The sequence below is a fragment of the Ruegeria sp. CI8 genome (genome assembly GCF_056536865.1).
The window spans coordinates 260,063-277,069 of the sequence record NZ_JBQFQL010000004.1 but is presented as its reverse complement, the minus strand read 5'-3'; the positions used below and the strand labels follow the sequence as shown (position 1 = coordinate 277,069).

The 17,007-nt window shown below is 60.9% G+C and carries 15 protein-coding genes; 9 read left to right on the top strand and 6 right to left on the bottom strand.

Annotated elements, in window-relative coordinates; translation table 11 throughout:
• The first annotated feature begins 24 nt into the window (after nt 1–24).
• The 7 genes from ACR0DA_RS16525 (at nt 25) to ACR0DA_RS16495 (ending at nt 7,551) form a co-directional block, all read left to right on the top strand.
• Nucleotides 25–1,023: a BMP family lipoprotein gene (locus ACR0DA_RS16525; protein WP_093963454.1), complete on the top strand. Its 999-nt coding sequence runs from the start codon at nt 25–27 to the stop codon at nt 1,021–1,023.
• A gap of 112 nt (nt 1,024–1,135) precedes the next feature.
• Nucleotides 1,136–2,665: an ABC transporter ATP-binding protein gene (locus tag ACR0DA_RS16520; RefSeq protein ID WP_480754946.1), complete on the top strand. Its 1,530-nt coding sequence runs from the start codon at nt 1,136–1,138 to the stop codon at nt 2,663–2,665.
• Between the two features lies 1 nt (nt 2,666).
• A complete protein-coding gene (locus ACR0DA_RS16515) occupies nt 2,667–3,761 on the top strand; it encodes an ABC transporter permease (protein ID WP_170365357.1) in 1,095 nt (364 codons plus the stop codon).
• Complete coding sequence (locus tag ACR0DA_RS16510) at nt 3,761–4,729, top strand: ABC transporter permease (RefSeq protein WP_170365360.1); 969 nt, start codon at nt 3,761–3,763, stop codon at nt 4,727–4,729. The genes ACR0DA_RS16515 and ACR0DA_RS16510 overlap by 1 nt, the downstream gene beginning before the upstream one ends.
• Before the next feature lie 90 nt (nt 4,730–4,819).
• Complete coding sequence (locus tag ACR0DA_RS16505) at nt 4,820–5,743, top strand: sulfite exporter TauE/SafE family protein (protein ID WP_170343308.1); 924 nt, start codon at nt 4,820–4,822, stop codon at nt 5,741–5,743.
• A 121-nt stretch (nt 5,744–5,864) separates the two neighbouring features.
• Nucleotides 5,865–6,785 (top strand): sulfite exporter TauE/SafE family protein, encoded by a 921-nt coding sequence (locus tag ACR0DA_RS16500; RefSeq protein ID WP_170343309.1) that lies wholly within the window; start codon nt 5,865–5,867, stop codon nt 6,783–6,785.
• A 31-nt stretch (nt 6,786–6,816) separates the two neighbouring features.
• Nucleotides 6,817–7,551 (top strand): TIGR02186 family protein, encoded by a 735-nt coding sequence (locus ACR0DA_RS16495; protein WP_254429443.1) that lies wholly within the window; start codon nt 6,817–6,819, stop codon nt 7,549–7,551.
• Nucleotides 7,552–7,554: 3 nt separating this feature from the next.
• Here the strand turns inward: ACR0DA_RS16495 and ACR0DA_RS16490 are convergent, their stop codons facing one another.
• The 6 genes from ACR0DA_RS16490 to ACR0DA_RS16465 form a co-directional block, all read right to left on the bottom strand.
• The gene (locus ACR0DA_RS16490) at nt 7,555–8,283 is read right to left on the bottom strand and encodes an SDR family oxidoreductase (protein WP_480754943.1); all 729 of its coding nucleotides are present in this window, start codon (nt 8,281–8,283) and stop codon (nt 7,555–7,557) included.
• Nucleotides 8,280–9,812 carry an ATP-dependent DNA helicase gene (locus ACR0DA_RS16485; RefSeq protein ID WP_480754942.1) on the bottom strand — a complete coding sequence of 511 codons (1,533 nt, stop codon included), beginning with the start codon at nt 9,810–9,812 and terminating at the stop codon, nt 8,280–8,282. The genes ACR0DA_RS16490 and ACR0DA_RS16485 overlap by 4 nt, the downstream gene beginning before the upstream one ends.
• Before the next feature lie 51 nt (nt 9,813–9,863).
• On the bottom strand, nt 9,864–10,502 hold the full coding sequence (locus tag ACR0DA_RS16480) for an acyl-homoserine-lactone synthase (protein WP_170360153.1): 639 nt from the start codon (nt 10,500–10,502) through the stop codon (nt 9,864–9,866).
• Nucleotides 10,503–10,584: 82 nt separating this feature from the next.
• Entirely contained in the window at nt 10,585–11,304 is a 720-nt protein-coding gene (locus tag ACR0DA_RS16475; RefSeq protein WP_170342173.1) for a helix-turn-helix transcriptional regulator, read from the bottom strand.
• 362 nt (nt 11,305–11,666) lie between these two features.
• Nucleotides 11,667–12,953, bottom strand: a complete 1,287-nt coding sequence (ccrA, locus tag ACR0DA_RS16470; protein WP_170372225.1) for a crotonyl-CoA carboxylase/reductase — start codon at nt 12,951–12,953, stop codon at nt 11,667–11,669.
• A gap of 112 nt (nt 12,954–13,065) precedes the next feature.
• Nucleotides 13,066–14,451, bottom strand: a complete 1,386-nt coding sequence (locus ACR0DA_RS16465; protein WP_480754940.1) for a 1-acyl-sn-glycerol-3-phosphate acyltransferase — start codon at nt 14,449–14,451, stop codon at nt 13,066–13,068.
• Nucleotides 14,452–14,597: 146 nt separating this feature from the next.
• Between ACR0DA_RS16465 and ACR0DA_RS16460 the strand changes: the two genes are divergently transcribed.
• Complete coding sequence (locus ACR0DA_RS16460; protein ID WP_170601279.1) at nt 14,598–16,565, top strand: protein meaA; 1,968 nt, start codon at nt 14,598–14,600, stop codon at nt 16,563–16,565.
• 114 nt (nt 16,566–16,679) lie between these two features.
• A complete protein-coding gene (locus tag ACR0DA_RS16455; RefSeq protein WP_170342178.1) occupies nt 16,680–16,997 on the top strand; it encodes an H-NS histone family protein in 318 nt (105 codons plus the stop codon).
• Nucleotides 16,998–17,007: the final 10 nt, after the last annotated feature.

The window sequence follows — 17,007 nt, the reverse complement described above, 5'->3', positions numbered from 1 at the left end:
CCAAAAAAACAACGGGAGTATATGATGACCCTGATGAAATCCTTGATGGGCGCGGCCGCCGCGTTTGCACTGACCGCAGGTGCGGCGCTGGCCGAACCGGCGATCATCTTCGATCTGGGCGGCAAGTTCGACAAATCGTTCAACGAAGCAGCCCATAACGGCGCCAAGCGCTGGGCCGACCAAACCGGCAAATCCTATCGCGAAATCGAGCTGCAGTCGGAAGCGCAGCGCGAACAAGCCCTGCGTCGCTTCGCTGAAGCCGGTGCAAACCCGATCATCACCATGGGCTTTGCCATGGCTGATCCGCTGGCCGCCGTCGCACCTGACTATCCCGACACCAAGTTCGTTGCCGTCGACGTCAGCTGGCTGGACGCGCCTAACATCCGCCAGGTCTCGTTCGCCGAGCATGAAGGTTCGTACCTGGTCGGCATGATGGCCGCGATGGCATCCAAGTCGGGTACGGTCGGATTCATCGGTGGCATGGACATTCCGCTGATCCGGCACTTTGGCTGCGGCTACGCCCAGGGCGCGAAGGCCGTGAACCCTGACATCAACGTCGTAGCCAACATGACCGGCACCACCCCGGCCGCTTGGAACGACCCGGTGAAGGGCTCGGAGCTGACCAAAGCTCAGATCAGCCAAGGCGCTGACGTGATCTACGCTGCCGCAGGCGGTACCGGCGTCGGTGTTCTGCAGACCGCGGCCGACGAAGGCATCCTGTCGATCGGCGTGGACAGCAACCAGAACCACCTGCACCCGGGCAAGGTTCTGACCTCGATGCTCAAGCGCGTGGACGTGGCCGTTTATGACGCCATGAAAGCAGGCGAAGATGTCGAAACCGGCAAGTTCACCATGGGTCTGGCACAGGACGGTGTCGGCGTTGCCATGGATGAAAACAACGCCTCGCTGGTGAGCGACGAGATGAAGGCCGCCGTCGAAAAGGCGCGCCGCGACATCATCGACGGCAATGTCACCGTCGTCAGCTACTACGAGAACGACAGCTGCCCGGCACTGCAGTTCTGATATCGCGCGGGGCGGGGGAAACCTCCCGTCCCGCATCCACTCATGCCGCTGTTTCGCCACGACAGAATGATCGCGAAATCAGCGCAGCTTCTACGGCAATCGAGGACAAGACATGACAGTCCCCGCCATCGAGCTCAAAGGGATTTCCAAAGCCTTTGGGCCAGTTCAAGCGAACAAGGACATCTCGATCAGCGTCGCCCCCGGCACGATCCACGGGATCATCGGTGAAAACGGTGCGGGCAAATCCACGCTGATGAGCATTCTGTACGGCTTCTACAAGGCCGACAAAGGTGAAATCTGGATCAACGGCAAAAAGACCGACATCCCCGACAGCCAGGCCGCGATCACCGCGGGTATCGGCATGGTCTTTCAGCATTTCAAGCTGGTCGAGAATTTCACCGTTCTGGAAAACATCGTTCTGGGCGCCGAAGATGGCGGGCTGCTGGCCCCCTCGCTGGCCAAGGCCCGGAGAGAGCTGAAAGAGCTCGAGGAAGAATACGAGCTGTTCGTGGACCCCGACAAGCGCATCGACGAGATCGGCGTGGGCATGCAACAGCGGGTCGAAATCCTCAAGGCGCTGTACCGCAAGGCGGAAATCCTGATTCTGGACGAGCCCACCGGGGTGCTGACCCCGGCCGAGGCCGACCAGCTGTTCCGCATCCTCGACCGGCTGCGCGCCGAAGGCAAGACCATCATCCTGATCACCCACAAGCTGCGCGAGATCATGGAAGCCACCGACACCGTGTCGGTGATGCGCCGCGGCCAGATGACCGCCACGGTCAAGACCGCCGAGACCAACCCCGAGGAGTTGGCCGAGCTGATGGTCGGGCGCAAGGTTCTGCTGCGCGTCGACAAGGTGCCGGCCAAACCCGGCAAGCCCATCCTTGAAATCGAGAACCTGCGGGTGACGGATTCGGCGGGCGTCGAGCGCGTCAAAGGTATCGACCTAACCGTCCGCGCGGGCGAGATCGTGGGCATCGCAGGCGTCGCCGGCAACGGGCAGTCCGAGTTGCTCGAGGTGTTGGGCGGCATGCGCCCGGGATCAGGCGTGATCAAGCTGAATGGTACGCCACTGGCACTCAGCGGACCCGAGGCCGACGGTCAGGCGCGGCGCGCCCAAGGCATCGCCCATGTGCCCGAGGACCGGCAACGCGAAGGTCTGATCATGGACTTCCACGCCTGGGAAAACGTGGCCTTCGGCTATCACCGAGACCCCGCCTATCAGCGCGGGATTTTCATGAACAACGCCGCCCTGCGCGCCGACACAGAACGCAAGATCGAGAAATTCGACGTGCGTCCGCCGAATGGCTGGCTGTCGGCCAAGAATTTCTCGGGCGGGAACCAGCAGAAGATCGTCGTGGCGCGCGAAATCGAGCGGAACCCCGATTTGCTGTTGGTTGGCCAGCCGACCCGCGGCGTGGACATCGGCGCGATCGAATTCATTCACAAGCAGATCGTCGCCCTGCGCGATCAGGGCAAGGCGATCCTGTTGGTCTCGGTCGAGTTGGAAGAAATCTTCTCTCTGTCCGACCGGATTGCAGTGATGTTCGACGGACATATCATGGGCGAGCGTCTGCCCCATGAAACGGATGAAAAAGAACTGGGCCTGTTGATGGCCGGTGTTGCGGGGGAGGCCGCGTAACATGGATAAGATGCCCAAATGGGCCGACGTCATTCTGATCCCGCTCATCAGTCTGATCCTGGCCGCAATCCTGTCGACACTGGTCATTCTGGCCATTGGCGAAAACCCGGTCGAGGCGGTGAACCTGATGGTCACCGGCGCGCTGGGGTCGACCTATGGCTGGGGCTACACCCTGTATTACGCCACCAACTTCATGTTCACCGGTCTCGCGGTTGCGGTGGCCTTTCACGCGCGTCTGTTCAACATCGGCGGCGAAGGTCAGGCCATGTTGGGCGGACTGGGCGTTGCCATGGTGTGCCTCTATGTGCCTTGGCCGCATTGGAGCATCGCTCTGCTGGCTGCGATGGCCGCCGGCATGCTGTTCGGCGCGGCCTGGGCGGCGATTCCGGCCTATCTGCAGGCCAAGCGCGGCAGCCATATCGTGATCACCACGATCATGTTCAACTTCATCGCCGCGGCGCTGCTGAACTACATGCTGGTCAACGTAATGCGACCGGCCGGCTCGCAAGACCCGGCCACCGCCCGCTTTGCCGAGGCGGTACATCTGCCCACCCTGCACGAGATGCTGGCCCCGATCGGGATCACCTTCTCCAAGGCGGCTCCGGCCAACATCTCGCTGATCATCGCGGTCATCGCCTGCATCGTCGTCTGGGCGCTGATCTGGCGCACCCGATTGGGCTATGAAATCCGGGCCTATGGGCATTCGGAGACCGGTGCGGTCTATGCCGGTATCTCACCGGTGCGCATCACCATCGTGGCGATGCTGATCTCGGGCGCTCTGGCGGGCCTGATGGCGATCAACAACGTCATGGGTGAGGCCGAGCGGTTGGTTCTCAACTCGACCGAGGGCGCGGGTTTTATCGGCATCGCGGTGGCCCTGATGGGCCGCTCGCACCCGTTCGGCGTGTTCCTGGCAGCCATCCTGTTTGGTTTCCTCTATCAGGGGGGCGCGGAACTGGCCCTGTGGACGTCGATCCCGCGCGAGCTGATCGTGGTGATCCAGGCGCTGGTAATCCTGTTCACCGGAGCGCTGGACAACATGGTCCGCATGCCGCTTGAAAAGCTGTTCCTGGCCCTGCGGAAGGAGGCGAACTGATGGAGTTGTTCCTGACGATCGTCCAGGTTCTGGACTCGACCATTCGCCTGGCCACGCCGCTGCTTCTGGCCTGTCTGGCCGGCTTGTATTCGGAACGCGCTGGCATTTTCGACATCGGCCTGGAAGGCAAGATGCTGATGGCCGCATTCTTCTCGGCCGCCGTTGCCGCCGTCACCGGGTCGGTATGGCTGGGCCTGCTGGCCGGCATCGCATCGTCCTTGGTGCTGTCTGGCCTGCACGGGCTTGCCTCGATCACGTTCCGGGGCAACCAGCTGATTTCCGGTGTCGCCATCAACTTCCTGGCTGCCGGCATGACCGTGCTGGTGGCGCAGGACTGGTTCCAGCAAGGCGGCCGCACGCCGTCGCTGTTCGGGGGCGGCCGGTTCGAACCGATCAACTTCCCCTTCGCAGAAGCTTTGAGCGGTGTGCCGATCATCGGTCCCATCTACGCCGAACTGCTCTCAGGCCACTCGATTCTTGTTTACGTGGCGTTCCTGATGGTGCCCGCCACCTGGTGGGTGCTGTTCCGCACCCGCTTTGGCCTGCGCCTGCGCGCCGTGGGTGAAAACCCGGCGGCAGTGGACACTGCGGGCGTCTCGGTGGTGGGGCTTCGCTACGCAGCCGTCGCCATCTGTGGCGTGCTGTGTGGCATCGCCGGGGCCTATTTGGCTACTGCGTTGCAGGCAGGGTTCGTCAAAGACATGACGGCCGGCCGGGGCTTCATCGCACTGGCCGCACTGATCTTTGCCAAGTGGCGGCCATGGCACGCCATGTGGGCGTGTTTACTGTTCGGGCTGCTGCAGGCTGTCGCTCTGCGGTTCCAGAATATCGACCTGGGCGGCATCATAATCCCCGTTCAGGTCATGGACGCGCTGCCCTATATCCTGACCGTGGTGATCCTGGCAGGTTTCGTCGGCAAAGCGGTCCCGCCAAGGGCCGGTGGCGAGCCTTATGTGAAAGAGCGTTGATAAGGCCAGTTCAGGACTGCTTTTCAGTCCTGTTTGCTGCAAAGCGGCATGCAGAGTTGATTTTGCATGCCGCAAGCGCTCTAAGAGGGTATGCACGTCTACCTTCCCATAGCCGAAGTATCCGTTAGCCCGTTTGTCCTGCTGGCGATTGGTGTTTCCGTGGGCGTTCTGTCCGGCATGTTCGGAGTGGGAGGCGGCTTTCTGATCACGCCACTGCTGTTTCTGATTGGCATTCCACCTGCAGTCGCCGTGGCGACATCGGCCAACCAGGTGGTGGCATCCTCGTTTTCCGGGCTGATGGCACATCTCAAGCGCAGGACCGTAGACCTGAAGATGGGATCGGTTCTGCTGGGCGGCGGCCTGCTGGGCGCGACGCTGGGAATGCTCGTCTTCAACTATCTCAAGCATTTGGGGCAGGTCGATCTGGCGGTCCAGCTGTGTTACGTCGTGTTTCTAGGCCTCATCGGCACTTTGATGTTCATTGAGAGCCTGCGTGCAATTCGCCGGTCACGGGCAGCGGGCGGCACCGCACCGACCGCACGCCGCCAACGCACCTGGGTTCATGCACTGCCGTTCAAAATGCGGTTCCGCGAGTCAAACCTGTACATCTCGGTCATTCCACCCATCCTGGTCGGCTTTGGCGTCGGAATCCTGTCGGCCATCATGGGCGTTGGGGGCGGGTTCATCATGGTTCCGGCAATGATCTATATCCTGGGAATGCCGACAAAGGTGGTGATCGGAACCTCGCTGTTTCAGATCATTTTCGTGGCCGGGTTTACGACGATGATCCACGCTTCGACCAACTTCAGCGTGGATATCGTGCTGGCCTTGTTCCTGTTGATCGGGGGGGTCGTTGGGGCCCAGTTCGGCAGCATGGTCGGCGCTCGGTTGAAGGCTGAGCAGCTGCGGGTTTTGCTGGCGGTACTGGTCATGATCGTGGCCGGAAAAGTCGGGCTGGAACTGATCGTGGCTCCGACAGAATTCTATTCGCTTTCTGAATTGGCGGGGGTTTGATCGTGACCAGTTTATCCTTCGAAACCGCCATGTACCCACCAGTCCGTTTCTTCGCCCAACGCAGCGCGCCTGCCTTTGCTCGCATTAACCAGTCCACCGCAGTACGGATCGGCTAGACCACATGCATATCTACCTGCCTATCGCCGAAGTTTCCGTAAACGCCTTTCTGCTGCTTGGCCTCGGCGGCATGGTGGGAATCCTGTCCGGCATGTTCGGTGTCGGTGGCGGCTTTTTGATGACCCCGCTGCTGTTCTTTATCGGCATCCCACCCGCCGTTGCCGTGGCAACCGAGGCGAACCAGATCGTTGCCTCGTCATTCTCGGGGGTGCTGGCGCATTTCCGAAGAAAGACGGTCGACCTGAAGATGGGCACGGTCCTTCTTGTAGGTGGTCTGATCGGCGCCGCCGTTGGCGTTGTCTTCTTCAACTATCTCAAAAGCCTGGGTCAGGTCGATCTGCTGGTCAAGCTCTGCTATGTCGTCTTTCTGGGCGTCATTGGCGGGCTGATGTTCTTTGAAAGCCTCAATGCACTGCGCAGGTCCCGAAAGGCCGGTGGGGTCCCTGTCAAACGGCGCCAGAGGGGGTGGATCCACGCCCTGCCGTTCAAGATGCGGTTCCGGACCTCGGGGCTGTATATCTCGGTCATTCCGCCGGTGCTTGTCGGGCTGTTCGTCGGCGTGTTGTCGGCGATCATGGGTGTGGGCGGCGGGTTCATCATGGTTCCCGCCATGATCTATCTGCTGGGAATGCCAACCAAAGTGGTTGTGGGGACATCCCTTTTCCAGATTATTTTCGTCACTGGCTTCACCACCATGCTGCACGCCACGACCAACTTTACGGTCGATATCGTGCTGGCCGTCCTGCTGTTGGTTGGCGGGGTGATCGGAGCTCAGATCGGAACCGTGCTGGGGGCACGCATCCCGGCCGAGCAGCTGCGCGTCCTGCTGGCGGCTCTTGTCTTGGCGGTTTGCGGCAAGCTGGCCCTGGATCTGTTGTTGCAACCGGCCGAGCTCTACTCGCTTGGCACCGATGGGGGGCATTGACGTGTTGCGCTGGTTCATCGCCCTTGTATTCATGACCCTCCCCGTCCACGCCGCGGATGAGCAGGTTGTTCTTGGCCTCAGCCAGGATCGCGTAGCCATCACCGCTGATTTCGACGGATCCGAGATTCTGATCTTTGGCGCCGTCAAGCGCGAGGCGCCGATCCCGCCCGGCCCTCCGCTGGAGGTGATCGTGGCAGTCGCGGGCCCGTCCGAGCCGGTCATGGTGCGGCGCAAGGAAAAGAAATTCGGCATCTGGGTGAATACCGACAGCGTTCTGGTCGATTCCGCACCCAGCTTCTACGCAGTCGCCACAAGCGCACCGTTCACGGACATCATCACCGACACCGAAGACCTGCGCTATCGCATCTCGATCCGGCGCGCGATCCGGTCCGTCGGGGCAGCCATGCATATTCGGGAGGCTCAGGATTTCGCCCGGGCCGTCGTCAGGATTCGCGAGGATGAGGGCCTGTACTCGATCCGGGAGAACACGGTTGCCGTGGATGAGCAAACGCTATTCCGCACCTCCATCGAGATGCCGGCCGACCTGACCGAAGGCGACTACCTGACCCGCATCTTCCTGATGCGGAACGGCGAAGTCATTTCGCAGTTCGAGACGGTTATCGACGTTCGGAAAGTCGGGCTCGAGCGGTTTCTCTACAACATGTCGCGTCAACAGCCGGTCTGGTACGGGTTGATGTCCCTTGTCATTGCCATCGCAGCAGGCTGGGGCGCTTCGACGGCTTTCCGACTGTTGCGCGAAAACTGACCGCTACCCGCGCCCAATATACGGCATCGTCGTTGCCATCACGGTCATGAACTGGACGTTGGCTTCGGGCGGCAGGCTGGCCATGTGCAGGACCGAGCGCGCGGCATCTTCGACCGCCATCGTCGGATCAGGCTCTCGCCCTTCAGCAACCGCGCTATCGACCAGGGTCTGCACCATCTGGGTTCTGGCATTTCCGATGTCGATCTGCCCACAGGCGATACCATGGGCGCGGCCGTCAAGCGACAGGCTTCGTGTCAGACCGGTAATCGCGTGTTTGGTGGCGGTGTAGTGAACCGAATTCGGGCGCGGTACATGCGCCGCGATCGAGCCGTTGTTGATGATGCGGCCCCCCTGGGGCACCTGCCTGCGCATCGCGCCAAAGGCCGCGCGGGCACACAGAAACATCCCGTTCAGGTTCACGTTGACGCTCTGATACCAGTCGTCAAGTGCGATTTCGTCGATCGTGCCTGCGGGCGCGAAAATACCCGCGTTGTTGAACAGAACGTCCAACCGACCGGCCTGCACCTGAAACGCATCGAACGCCGCCGACACCGCTTGGGGGTCCGTCACGTCAGCCACCAGCGGAATGGCGGTTTCGCGCGTCGCGGCCATCTGGCTCAGCTTGTCCGCGCTGCGCGCCAGCAGGCCGACCTTCCAGCCCTGATCCAGAAACAGCTCGGCCGTCGCCCGCCCGATGCCCGAGCTGGCCCCCGTTACGATGATCGTCTTCATGGCTCTTCCGCCTCCAGCGTAAGTTTTGCGGCCGGGACCGCGCGCAGGTCATCAACCCGCAACGGGTGGCTTGGTTTCGACAGCCGGTTGCGCACCACCCAGATCAGCCGCTCTTGCGCCCGGGTGATGGCCACATAGGCCAGCCGTTTCCACAGGGGTTGCCCGGCCTCGGTCCGGCCCATGCGGGCGGCGGCGTAAAGGTCAGGGGCAAAGACCTGCACCGTGTCCCATTGCGAGCCTTGCGCCTTGTGGATCGTCACGGCGGCCCCATGCAGAAACGTGGCCCCCATGCGCGCGGCAAAGGGGATGAACGGCTCTTCCTCGTCCGGTTTTTCGATCTGCACGATCGACGCGGCGCTGACCTGCGGGTCCTCGGCCCCCATGACATGCAGCCGCGAGAACCCCGGCTTGCGCCCCGGCCCCAGATAGATCACCTGCGCGCCCTTGATCAGCCCGCGCGCCTCGAGATCCAGCCGTTTCTTGCGGTGCTTCAGCGGCAGCTCGATCCCGTCGCAGATCAACGGTTCGCCTTCCAACAATTCGGTCTCGGGCGCACCATGCACCTGACGGAAGGCCTGGATCAGCCGGATACGCGTCGCATTCCGCCAGACCAGAACCGGGCTTCGTGCCATTAGATCGACCTCGACCCGCTGGCCCCAGACCACGCGGTCATCCGTGCGGGCGGTCTGCTCGACAAGGCGTTCGAAATCCTCGAACCCCATGGCCGGATCGGCCAGCGCATGGGCCAGATCCAGAATGGGGTTGTCGGCCTCTTGCCGGTGCACCCGGTGCAGGATCAGCTTGCGCGGTTCGGGCAAAGCATCGAACACCATCGACCCGGACTGGTTCACCGGTGCCAACTGCGCCGGATCGCCGAACAGCAGCAAGGTGGGAAAGATCTCCTTGAGATCCTCGAACTGGCGGTCGTCCAGCATCGAGGCCTCATCGACGAACCCGATATCCAACGGCTCGTCGCGCCGTTTCCAGCCGGTGATAAAATCCGACCCGCGCAGGCCGGCGGCGGCCAGAGCGCCGGGGATGGACTTGTTGTTGGCATAAAACGCGGCCGCGCGGTCCAGCGCCTCGTCGGTCAGGCCTTCGATCTCGGGGCGGTCGTCGTTGCCCGCCAGCCACTCGGCGATCCGTTCGTATTCCGGATCATAGACCGGCGTGTACAGAATGCGGTGAATGGTGGTGGCCGGAACACCGCGCAACCGCAACACGCTGGCGGCCTTGTTGGTCGGGGCCAAAATGGCAAGGCTGCGCTTGTCCTTCGAATTGCGGCTTTCATAGTCGCCCGAGACGATCTGAACTCCGGTCTCGGCCAGTGCCTTGAAGAGTTCGGCCAACAGCAGGGTCTTGCCCGATCCGGCCTTGCCGATCACCGCCATGACCCCCGATTCGCCCTGGCCGGGCAGTTTGAGCAGCGCATCATCTTCCAGGTCCACGCCTGCGGTTTTCAGCATCTGGGCTATGCTGTCGAACGCGGCGGCCTGATCTTCGGAAAAAGTAACCTTGGGCAGAGACATGGCGCGACCCTACAGGGCCGCGCCAACCTGCGCCAGATGCGGAATTCAACGTCAGGCAGACAGTGCGAACCGATGCCGCGCGGCGGACCCGAACGCCGTCTTGAACCACAATCGCGACAGCTCGCGCGGGATGCCCGCCCGCTCGGCCACGCGGTTGCAATCGTCAGCGGAATAGGGCCAAAGACCGACCGAAATTTGGTCACGGCCCGCCCCCTCCGAGCCCAAGACCACCGGCGAGGAACCGATTAGCCGATAGATGCGGATCATCCTTGCATCAAAGACCCCGGCGATGTGGGTCAGACCGAAGCCTTCCATGATCTCCCCCCCGCTCAGCATGATTGCCCCGGCCGTGTGTGGATGAGCGGTGCGGGACAGGCAGAACCGCGTCACTTCCCAGATCAGCGGGCTGCGGATTGGGCTGCCGCCGGTCAGATGCCCGAACACCTCATTTACCATGACAGGGCCAGTCGTGGGCAATACCCGCATCGATCCGCCGTGACTGCCGTCCGGCTCTTCCCAGATGACATACAGCGGGTTCAGATCATCATACTGATCCCGTTCCTCTCCTTTGGAATTGACATGAACATCCCATCCGAGGCGGGTTTTGAATTGATCTGCGCGGTCGCGAAACATCCCCTCGGCCAATTTTGGAAATTTATGAAGCTCGTCAGCGTAAACATAACGCAGCATGACTTTTCCCCTTGTCGTCCAGTGCTGGAACGAAGGGGGTACAAAGTCGTGGTTAATTTACCGTGTGGCCCTCGCGCGGGCCTTAAACCACTATTAATCCTCTGCTGAGGGCAGTGGCGATGGCATGGGTTGTATTCAGAGCACCCAGCTTGGACCGGGCGCTTTCGATATAGACACGCAATGTGTGCTCGGAAATAGACAGGGAGTGCGCGACCTGCGCCCGGCTGTAGCCCAAGGCCAGCAGCGTCATCGCGTCGATCTCGCGCGGAGAGAGGCCGCGCGCGGATTCAGGTCTGCGGTCCTGCTCGAAATCCAAAGCTTTGCGGTTGAAGTAGTGGGCGAGCAGTATCAACTCGCGGCTGTAGGTCACGATGAAGGCTCCCCAAGCCTCGTCGCTGCAACTATGATTGACCGTAAAAAGCGCGAACTGGCCATTCGGCCCACGAATTGGGATCGAATAGCCCTGATTGCCGACACCATGATCCAAAGCATCTTGCAGAAAGGCTTTTGCGACCTTGCCGGACCAGTTCAGAGATTTCCAGTTGACCGGATGAAACCGCTGGAAGCAGCCCAGGATTACGGGATCTATTCGGTGATAGTTGCGTTCACGGTATCGGTCGGCCCAGGCATCCGGATAGGTGGTGTAGCCATATTGATCGCCGGCGCCATCGACCCAGTGATAGACGATGTGATCGACCTTCAGTTTGTCCCTGATGCGGACAGCAACCGCACCCAGCTCGTCAAGCGTGCTGGTGTTTTCCAAATCCTCCAGGACCTGGCTCAAATCGAACTGTGTTCCCATTCGACGGCGCTTTTGCCTCATCGTTCAGGGACGCAATTTCGGCCGCGGCGATCAGCCTGGTGTCGTCAAGCTGCTCGGCCAGCGCGGTCAACCCATTCGCAACGGCGAAGGCGTTGAGGTCCGACAATACGTCCAGTATCCACTCATTTCGCGCCATCATGGTCTCTCCGAAACAGTTAACGAAGGGTTAACACAACCATAACATGTACGCTGTTTTCTTGCCTATTCACTGCTTTCTACTCCCCAAAAACAGCGGGTCCCGAATTTGCATGGCATTGAAAAACAATATCCCATCTTCTGAACGCAAAACGCCCGCGAACCGTCTGAACGATTCGCGGGCGCTTGCTTTCAAAGCGCGGTGATCAACCGCGGGCGTCCAGAACCTCTTCCAAGGTCCGCATGCCCGTACGCGGGGCCTGAACCAAGACAGACATGTTGCCCGGCTTGTGCTCGTTCCGCATCATTTTCATGTGCGCCTCGGGCAGTTCTTTCCAAGTGAACACTTCGGACATGCAGGGATCGAGACGCCGCTCCAGCATCAGCCGGTTTGCAGCAGACGCCTGCTTGAGATGCGCGAAATGCGAACCCTGCAGACGCTTCTGGTGCATCCACATGTACCGAACATCAAAGGTCAGGTTGTAGCCGGTGGTCCCGGCGCAGATCACGACCATGCCGCCTTTTTTGACGACAAAGGTCGAGACCGGGAAGGTGCTCTCGCCGGGGTGTTCGAACACCATGTCGACGTTCACGCCCTTGCCCGTGATGTCCCAGATCGCCTTACCGAACTTGCGGGCTTCCTTGAACCACTCGGCATATTCAGGCGTGTTGACCGTGGGCAACTGGCCCCAGCAGTTGAAGTCCTTGCGGTTGATGACGCCCTTGGCGCCCAACCCCATGACGAAGTCGCGCTTGCTTTCGTCCGAGATCACGCCGATCGCGTTGGCTCCGGCTGTATTGATCAGCTGGATCGCATAGGAGCCCAGACCCCCCGACGCGCCCCAGACCAGAACGTTCTGGCCCGGCTTCAGATCATGCGGCTCGTGTCCGAACAGCATCCGATAGGCAGTGGCCAGCGTAAGCGTATAGCAGGCACTTTCTTCCCAGGTCAGGTGCTTGGGGCGCGGCATCAGCTGCTGTGCCTGCACGTTGGTGAATTGCGCAAATGACCCATCGGGCGTTTCATAGCCCCAGATGCGCTGGCTGGGCGAATACATCGGATCGCCGCCGTTGCACTCTTCATCGTCGCCGTCGTCCTGGTTGCAGTGGATCACGACCTCGTCGCCGACCTTCCAGCGTTTCACCTTGTCGCCCACCGCCCAGACGATGCCCGACGCATCCGAGCCCGCGATGTGATACGGGGCCTTGTGACCATCAAAGGGGCTGATCGGTTTGCCGAGCGAGGCCCAAACACCGTTGTAGTTGACGCCCGCCGCCATCACCAGAACCAGCACTTCGTGGCTGTCCAGCTTGGGCACATCGACCACCTCCAACTGCATCGCAGTGTCGGGCTCGCCGTGGCGCTCTCTACGGATGGCCCACGCATACATCTGTTTGGGCACATATCCCATCGGAGGGATTTCACCCATCTCATAGAGGTCTTTTTCCGGTGCCTCGTAGGACGCGATGCCGCCGTCGGTGTCCAAAGCCATTGTGGCCTCCTCTGTCAAACATGTTCGCCGCGACGCAGAATCGCGCGCTTCATAGGCTGGAATATTGACCCATGAGTAATTTTGCAACCCATTTCGGATCATTATTGAAATTTTATGACCCAGCGGCCGCAGAAATTTCTTTTGCAGTCGCAGAACCATCCGGGTCTTCGCTGATGGGCGCTGAGGCCGCATAATACTTCATCAGATCCAGCCGCTCGACCGATGGCGACAGCATACCGTTGTTTCTGCTCAGTATTCGCCGTTCGACCAGTTGTTCGATCGCTGGCGGGATGGCCTTCAGGTCTTCGTCCGTGGCGCCCTCGCGCCGCATCAGCTCGACGATCCGTGACTGAACGTCAGACTCGGAGATGGTGCCGTTTTCGCGAACGAGCCAGCACGCGGCGGGCGCTGGGACCAAAGGAATCGCCCGGCCAATCCGGCGCATCAACTCTCGAGCCAGATCCGTCATCAGGTCCGGGCCGGCTTGTTCGCGAAACTCCTGCAGCGAAATGGGCAGGCCGTATCGGACCGAGGCAAGACCGAACCGTTTGTAACGCCCGATGATACGGCGCCATATCTGTTTCAGGCTCCACCTTGTGATCACGCCGATCCGCGCGCGGAACCGCCGTTCGCTGCCCAAGGCGGCGGCGGTCAGAATCGTATCCTCCAGCACCCGGTCATAGTTCAGCGCAACCGGTACGAACACGACGTCGCGACCATCGGGACTGGTGCCGTCGATGATGTATTTCAGCAGTCCCAGTTTGGGTCGTCCCAAAGACCCGGTGAGGCTCAGACCGCCCTCGGGGAACATCGCCTGAGTCACACCGGCATTGGTGGCCAGGCGCACATAGCTGGCCAGAACCTGCCGGTAGAGTTCGCTGCCGGACTTGCGCCGGATGAAATAGGCCCCCATCGCGCGGATCAACCGGCTGAGCGGCCAGACCCGTGCCCACTCGCCCACCGCATAGGACAGCGCCGACTGTTGCGCGGCCAAATAGGTCACCAGAACATAATCCATGTTGCTCCGGTGATTCATTACAAAGACCACGGTTGCTTTGGGATCGATCTCCTTCAATGCGGCCTCGTCCTTGTGGCTGAGGCGGACATTGTAGAACGCGTTGCTCAACCATCGAGCCAACCGAATGGCAAAGCTGAAATACATGAAGGCCGAAAACGACGGGACGATTTCCCGGGCGTAGCGCCGGGCCTGCTCGAACGCGACCGCTTCGGGGATTCCATGTTCTTCGGCGTGGTGCTGAACAGCCTGACCAACCTGCGGGTCATAGATCAGGCGTTGGATCATGTCATGACGCTCGGCCAGTTTGAACGGCTGGATCGGCCGTTGCAGGCGCTGGTTCAACCGTTCAACAGCCCGTTCAAGCCGACGGCGAAAGAACCAGCGCACTGACGGGAACAGGAAATGCGAAGCAAAAGTGACCGCGGCAAACACCACGATCAGAACAAACAGCCAAATCGGTAACTCAACGGTCTGCGTCATGCCGGCACAGTGCCATCAAACCGCCGCGGTCACAATCGGCAGCACGCCTGACATGCCGCAACGCAGCGAATTGACATGTGCTGAAAATTGCGCTTTAGAACCCATGAGAGAAATATTGTTACCCATCGACGCATGAGGCTCTGACCATGACGCAGACGCAGAAAGACCGCCCCTGGCTCATCCGAACCTATGCCGGTCATTCCACGGCCAAGGCCTCGAACGCGCTGTACCGGTCAAATCTGGCCAAAGGGCAGACAGGCCTGTCGGTGGCCTTCGATCTGCCGACGCAGACCGGATACGATAGTGATCACACCTTGGCCCGGGGCGAGGTCGGCAAAGTCGGAGTTCCGGTCTGCCACCTCGGCGACATGCGGGTGCTGTTCGACCAGATCCCGCTGGAGCAGATGAACACCTCGATGACGATCAACGCCACAGCCCCCTGGCTGCTGGCGCTGTATATCGCGGTGGCCGAGGAACAAGGCGCCGATGTGTCCAAGCTGCAGGGCACGGTGCAGAATGACCTGATCAAGGAATACCTGAGCCGTGGAACCTATGTCTGCCCGCCCAAGCCCTCGCTCAAGATGATCGCGGACGTGGCCGAGTATTGTTATTCGAACGTGCCGAAATGGAACCCGATGAATGTGTGTTCCTACCACCTGCAAGAGGCCGGCGCGACGCCTGAGCAGGAGCTGGCCTACGCGCTGGCCACCGCCATCGCGGTACTGGACGAGCTGCGCCCCCGCGTTCCGGCCGAGGACTTTCCGGCGCTGTGCGGCCGCATCTCGTTTTTCGTGAATGCGGGCATCCGATTTGTCACCGAAATGTGCAAAATGCGGGCTTTCGTCGATCTTTGGGATGAAATCCTGCAACAGCGCTATGGCGTGGAAAACCCCAAGTTCCGCCGATTCCGCTATGGTGTTCAGGTCAACTCTCTGGGCCTGACCGAGCAGCAGCCCGAAAACAACGTCTATCGCATCCTGATCGAAATGCTGGCCGTGACCCTGTCGAAAAAGGCGCGCGCCCGGGCGGTGCAACTGCCCGCGTGGAATGAGGCCTTGGGCCTGCCGCGCCCCTGGGACCAGCAATGGTCGATGCGGATGCAGCAGATCCTCGCCTATGAGACCGACCTGCTGGAATACGACGACCTGTTCGATGGCAACCCGGTGGTCGACGCCAAGGTCGAGGAACTGAAGCAGGGCGCCCGGGCCGAACTGGCCAATCTGGACTCGATGGGCGGTGCGGTTGCGGCGATCGACTACATGAAATCGCGGCTGGTGGATTCCAACGCCGAGCGGCTGAACCGGATCGAGCGCAACGAGACCATCGTCGTCGGCGTGAACCGCTGGACCGAGGGCGAACCCTCGCCCCTGCAGACCGAGGATGGCGGGATCATGGTCGTCGATCCGGCGGTCGAACAGGAACAGATCGCGCGCCTGAACGACTGGCGTGCCGCCCGCGACGAGGCCGCCGTGGCCGCGGCTCTGGCCGATCTGCGCGCCGCCGCGCAATCGGGCGCCAACATCATGGAGCCGTCGATCGCCGCGGCCAAGGCCGGTGTCACCACCGGCGAATGGGCAGAAGAGATGCGCCGCGTCTTTGGCACCTATCGCGGTCCGACGGGCGTTTCGGGGTCGGTCTCGAACAAGACCGAGGGTCTGGACGATCTGCGCGCGGCGGTGGATGCGGTCAGCGACCGCCTGGGGCGTCGTCTGAAATTCCTGGTCGGCAAGCCGGGGCTGGACGGCCATTCCAACGGCGCCGAACAGATCGCGTTCCGCGCCCGCGACTGCGGCATGGACATTACTTATGACGGCATCCGCCTAACCCCCGAGGAAATCGTGAAGTCGGCCATCGAGCAGCAAGCTCATGTGATCGGCCTGTCGATCCTGTCCGGTAGCCACCTGCCGTTGGTACGGGACGTCATGACCCGCCTGCGCGAAGCTGGCTTGGGTGATATTCCCGTTGTCGTCGGGGGCATCATTCCCGACGAAGACGCGGATCGTCTCAGATCAATGGGTGTTGCCAAGGTCTATACGCCCAAGAATTTCGAGCTGAATGCCATAATGGGGGATATCGTTTTGCTGGCCGATCCAAAAACGCTGGCCGCGGAATAATCGCCCAGAATTAATTCTACTGCCCATTCCGTCTAAAGAATGGCCATTGATTGGGATTCTCCGTAACGTTGCCTGACGAGTAAAAAATGAATCAGGTGGGTACGGAGAACGACAATGGGCATAAATCTGGACAAGCTGTCGCGTAAGGAATTGCTTGAATTGCGCGATCAGGTCGACAAGGCGCTGGAAAACGCTGAGGCCAGAGAGCGTCAGGAAGCATTGATGGCCGCTGAAAAAGCAGCTGCCGCTTACGGGTTTTCCTTGTCCGACTTGGCGTCTCAGCCCACGCGGTCCGGCAAGGGATCGAAAGCCAAAGCAAAATATCGCAATCCGGCCGATCCGGCGCAAACCTGGACGGGGCGTGGGCGAAAACCGAAATGGGTCCACGAAGCGCTGAAAGCCGGGGCAGATATTTCCGATCTGGAAATCTGAACGGGAAAAG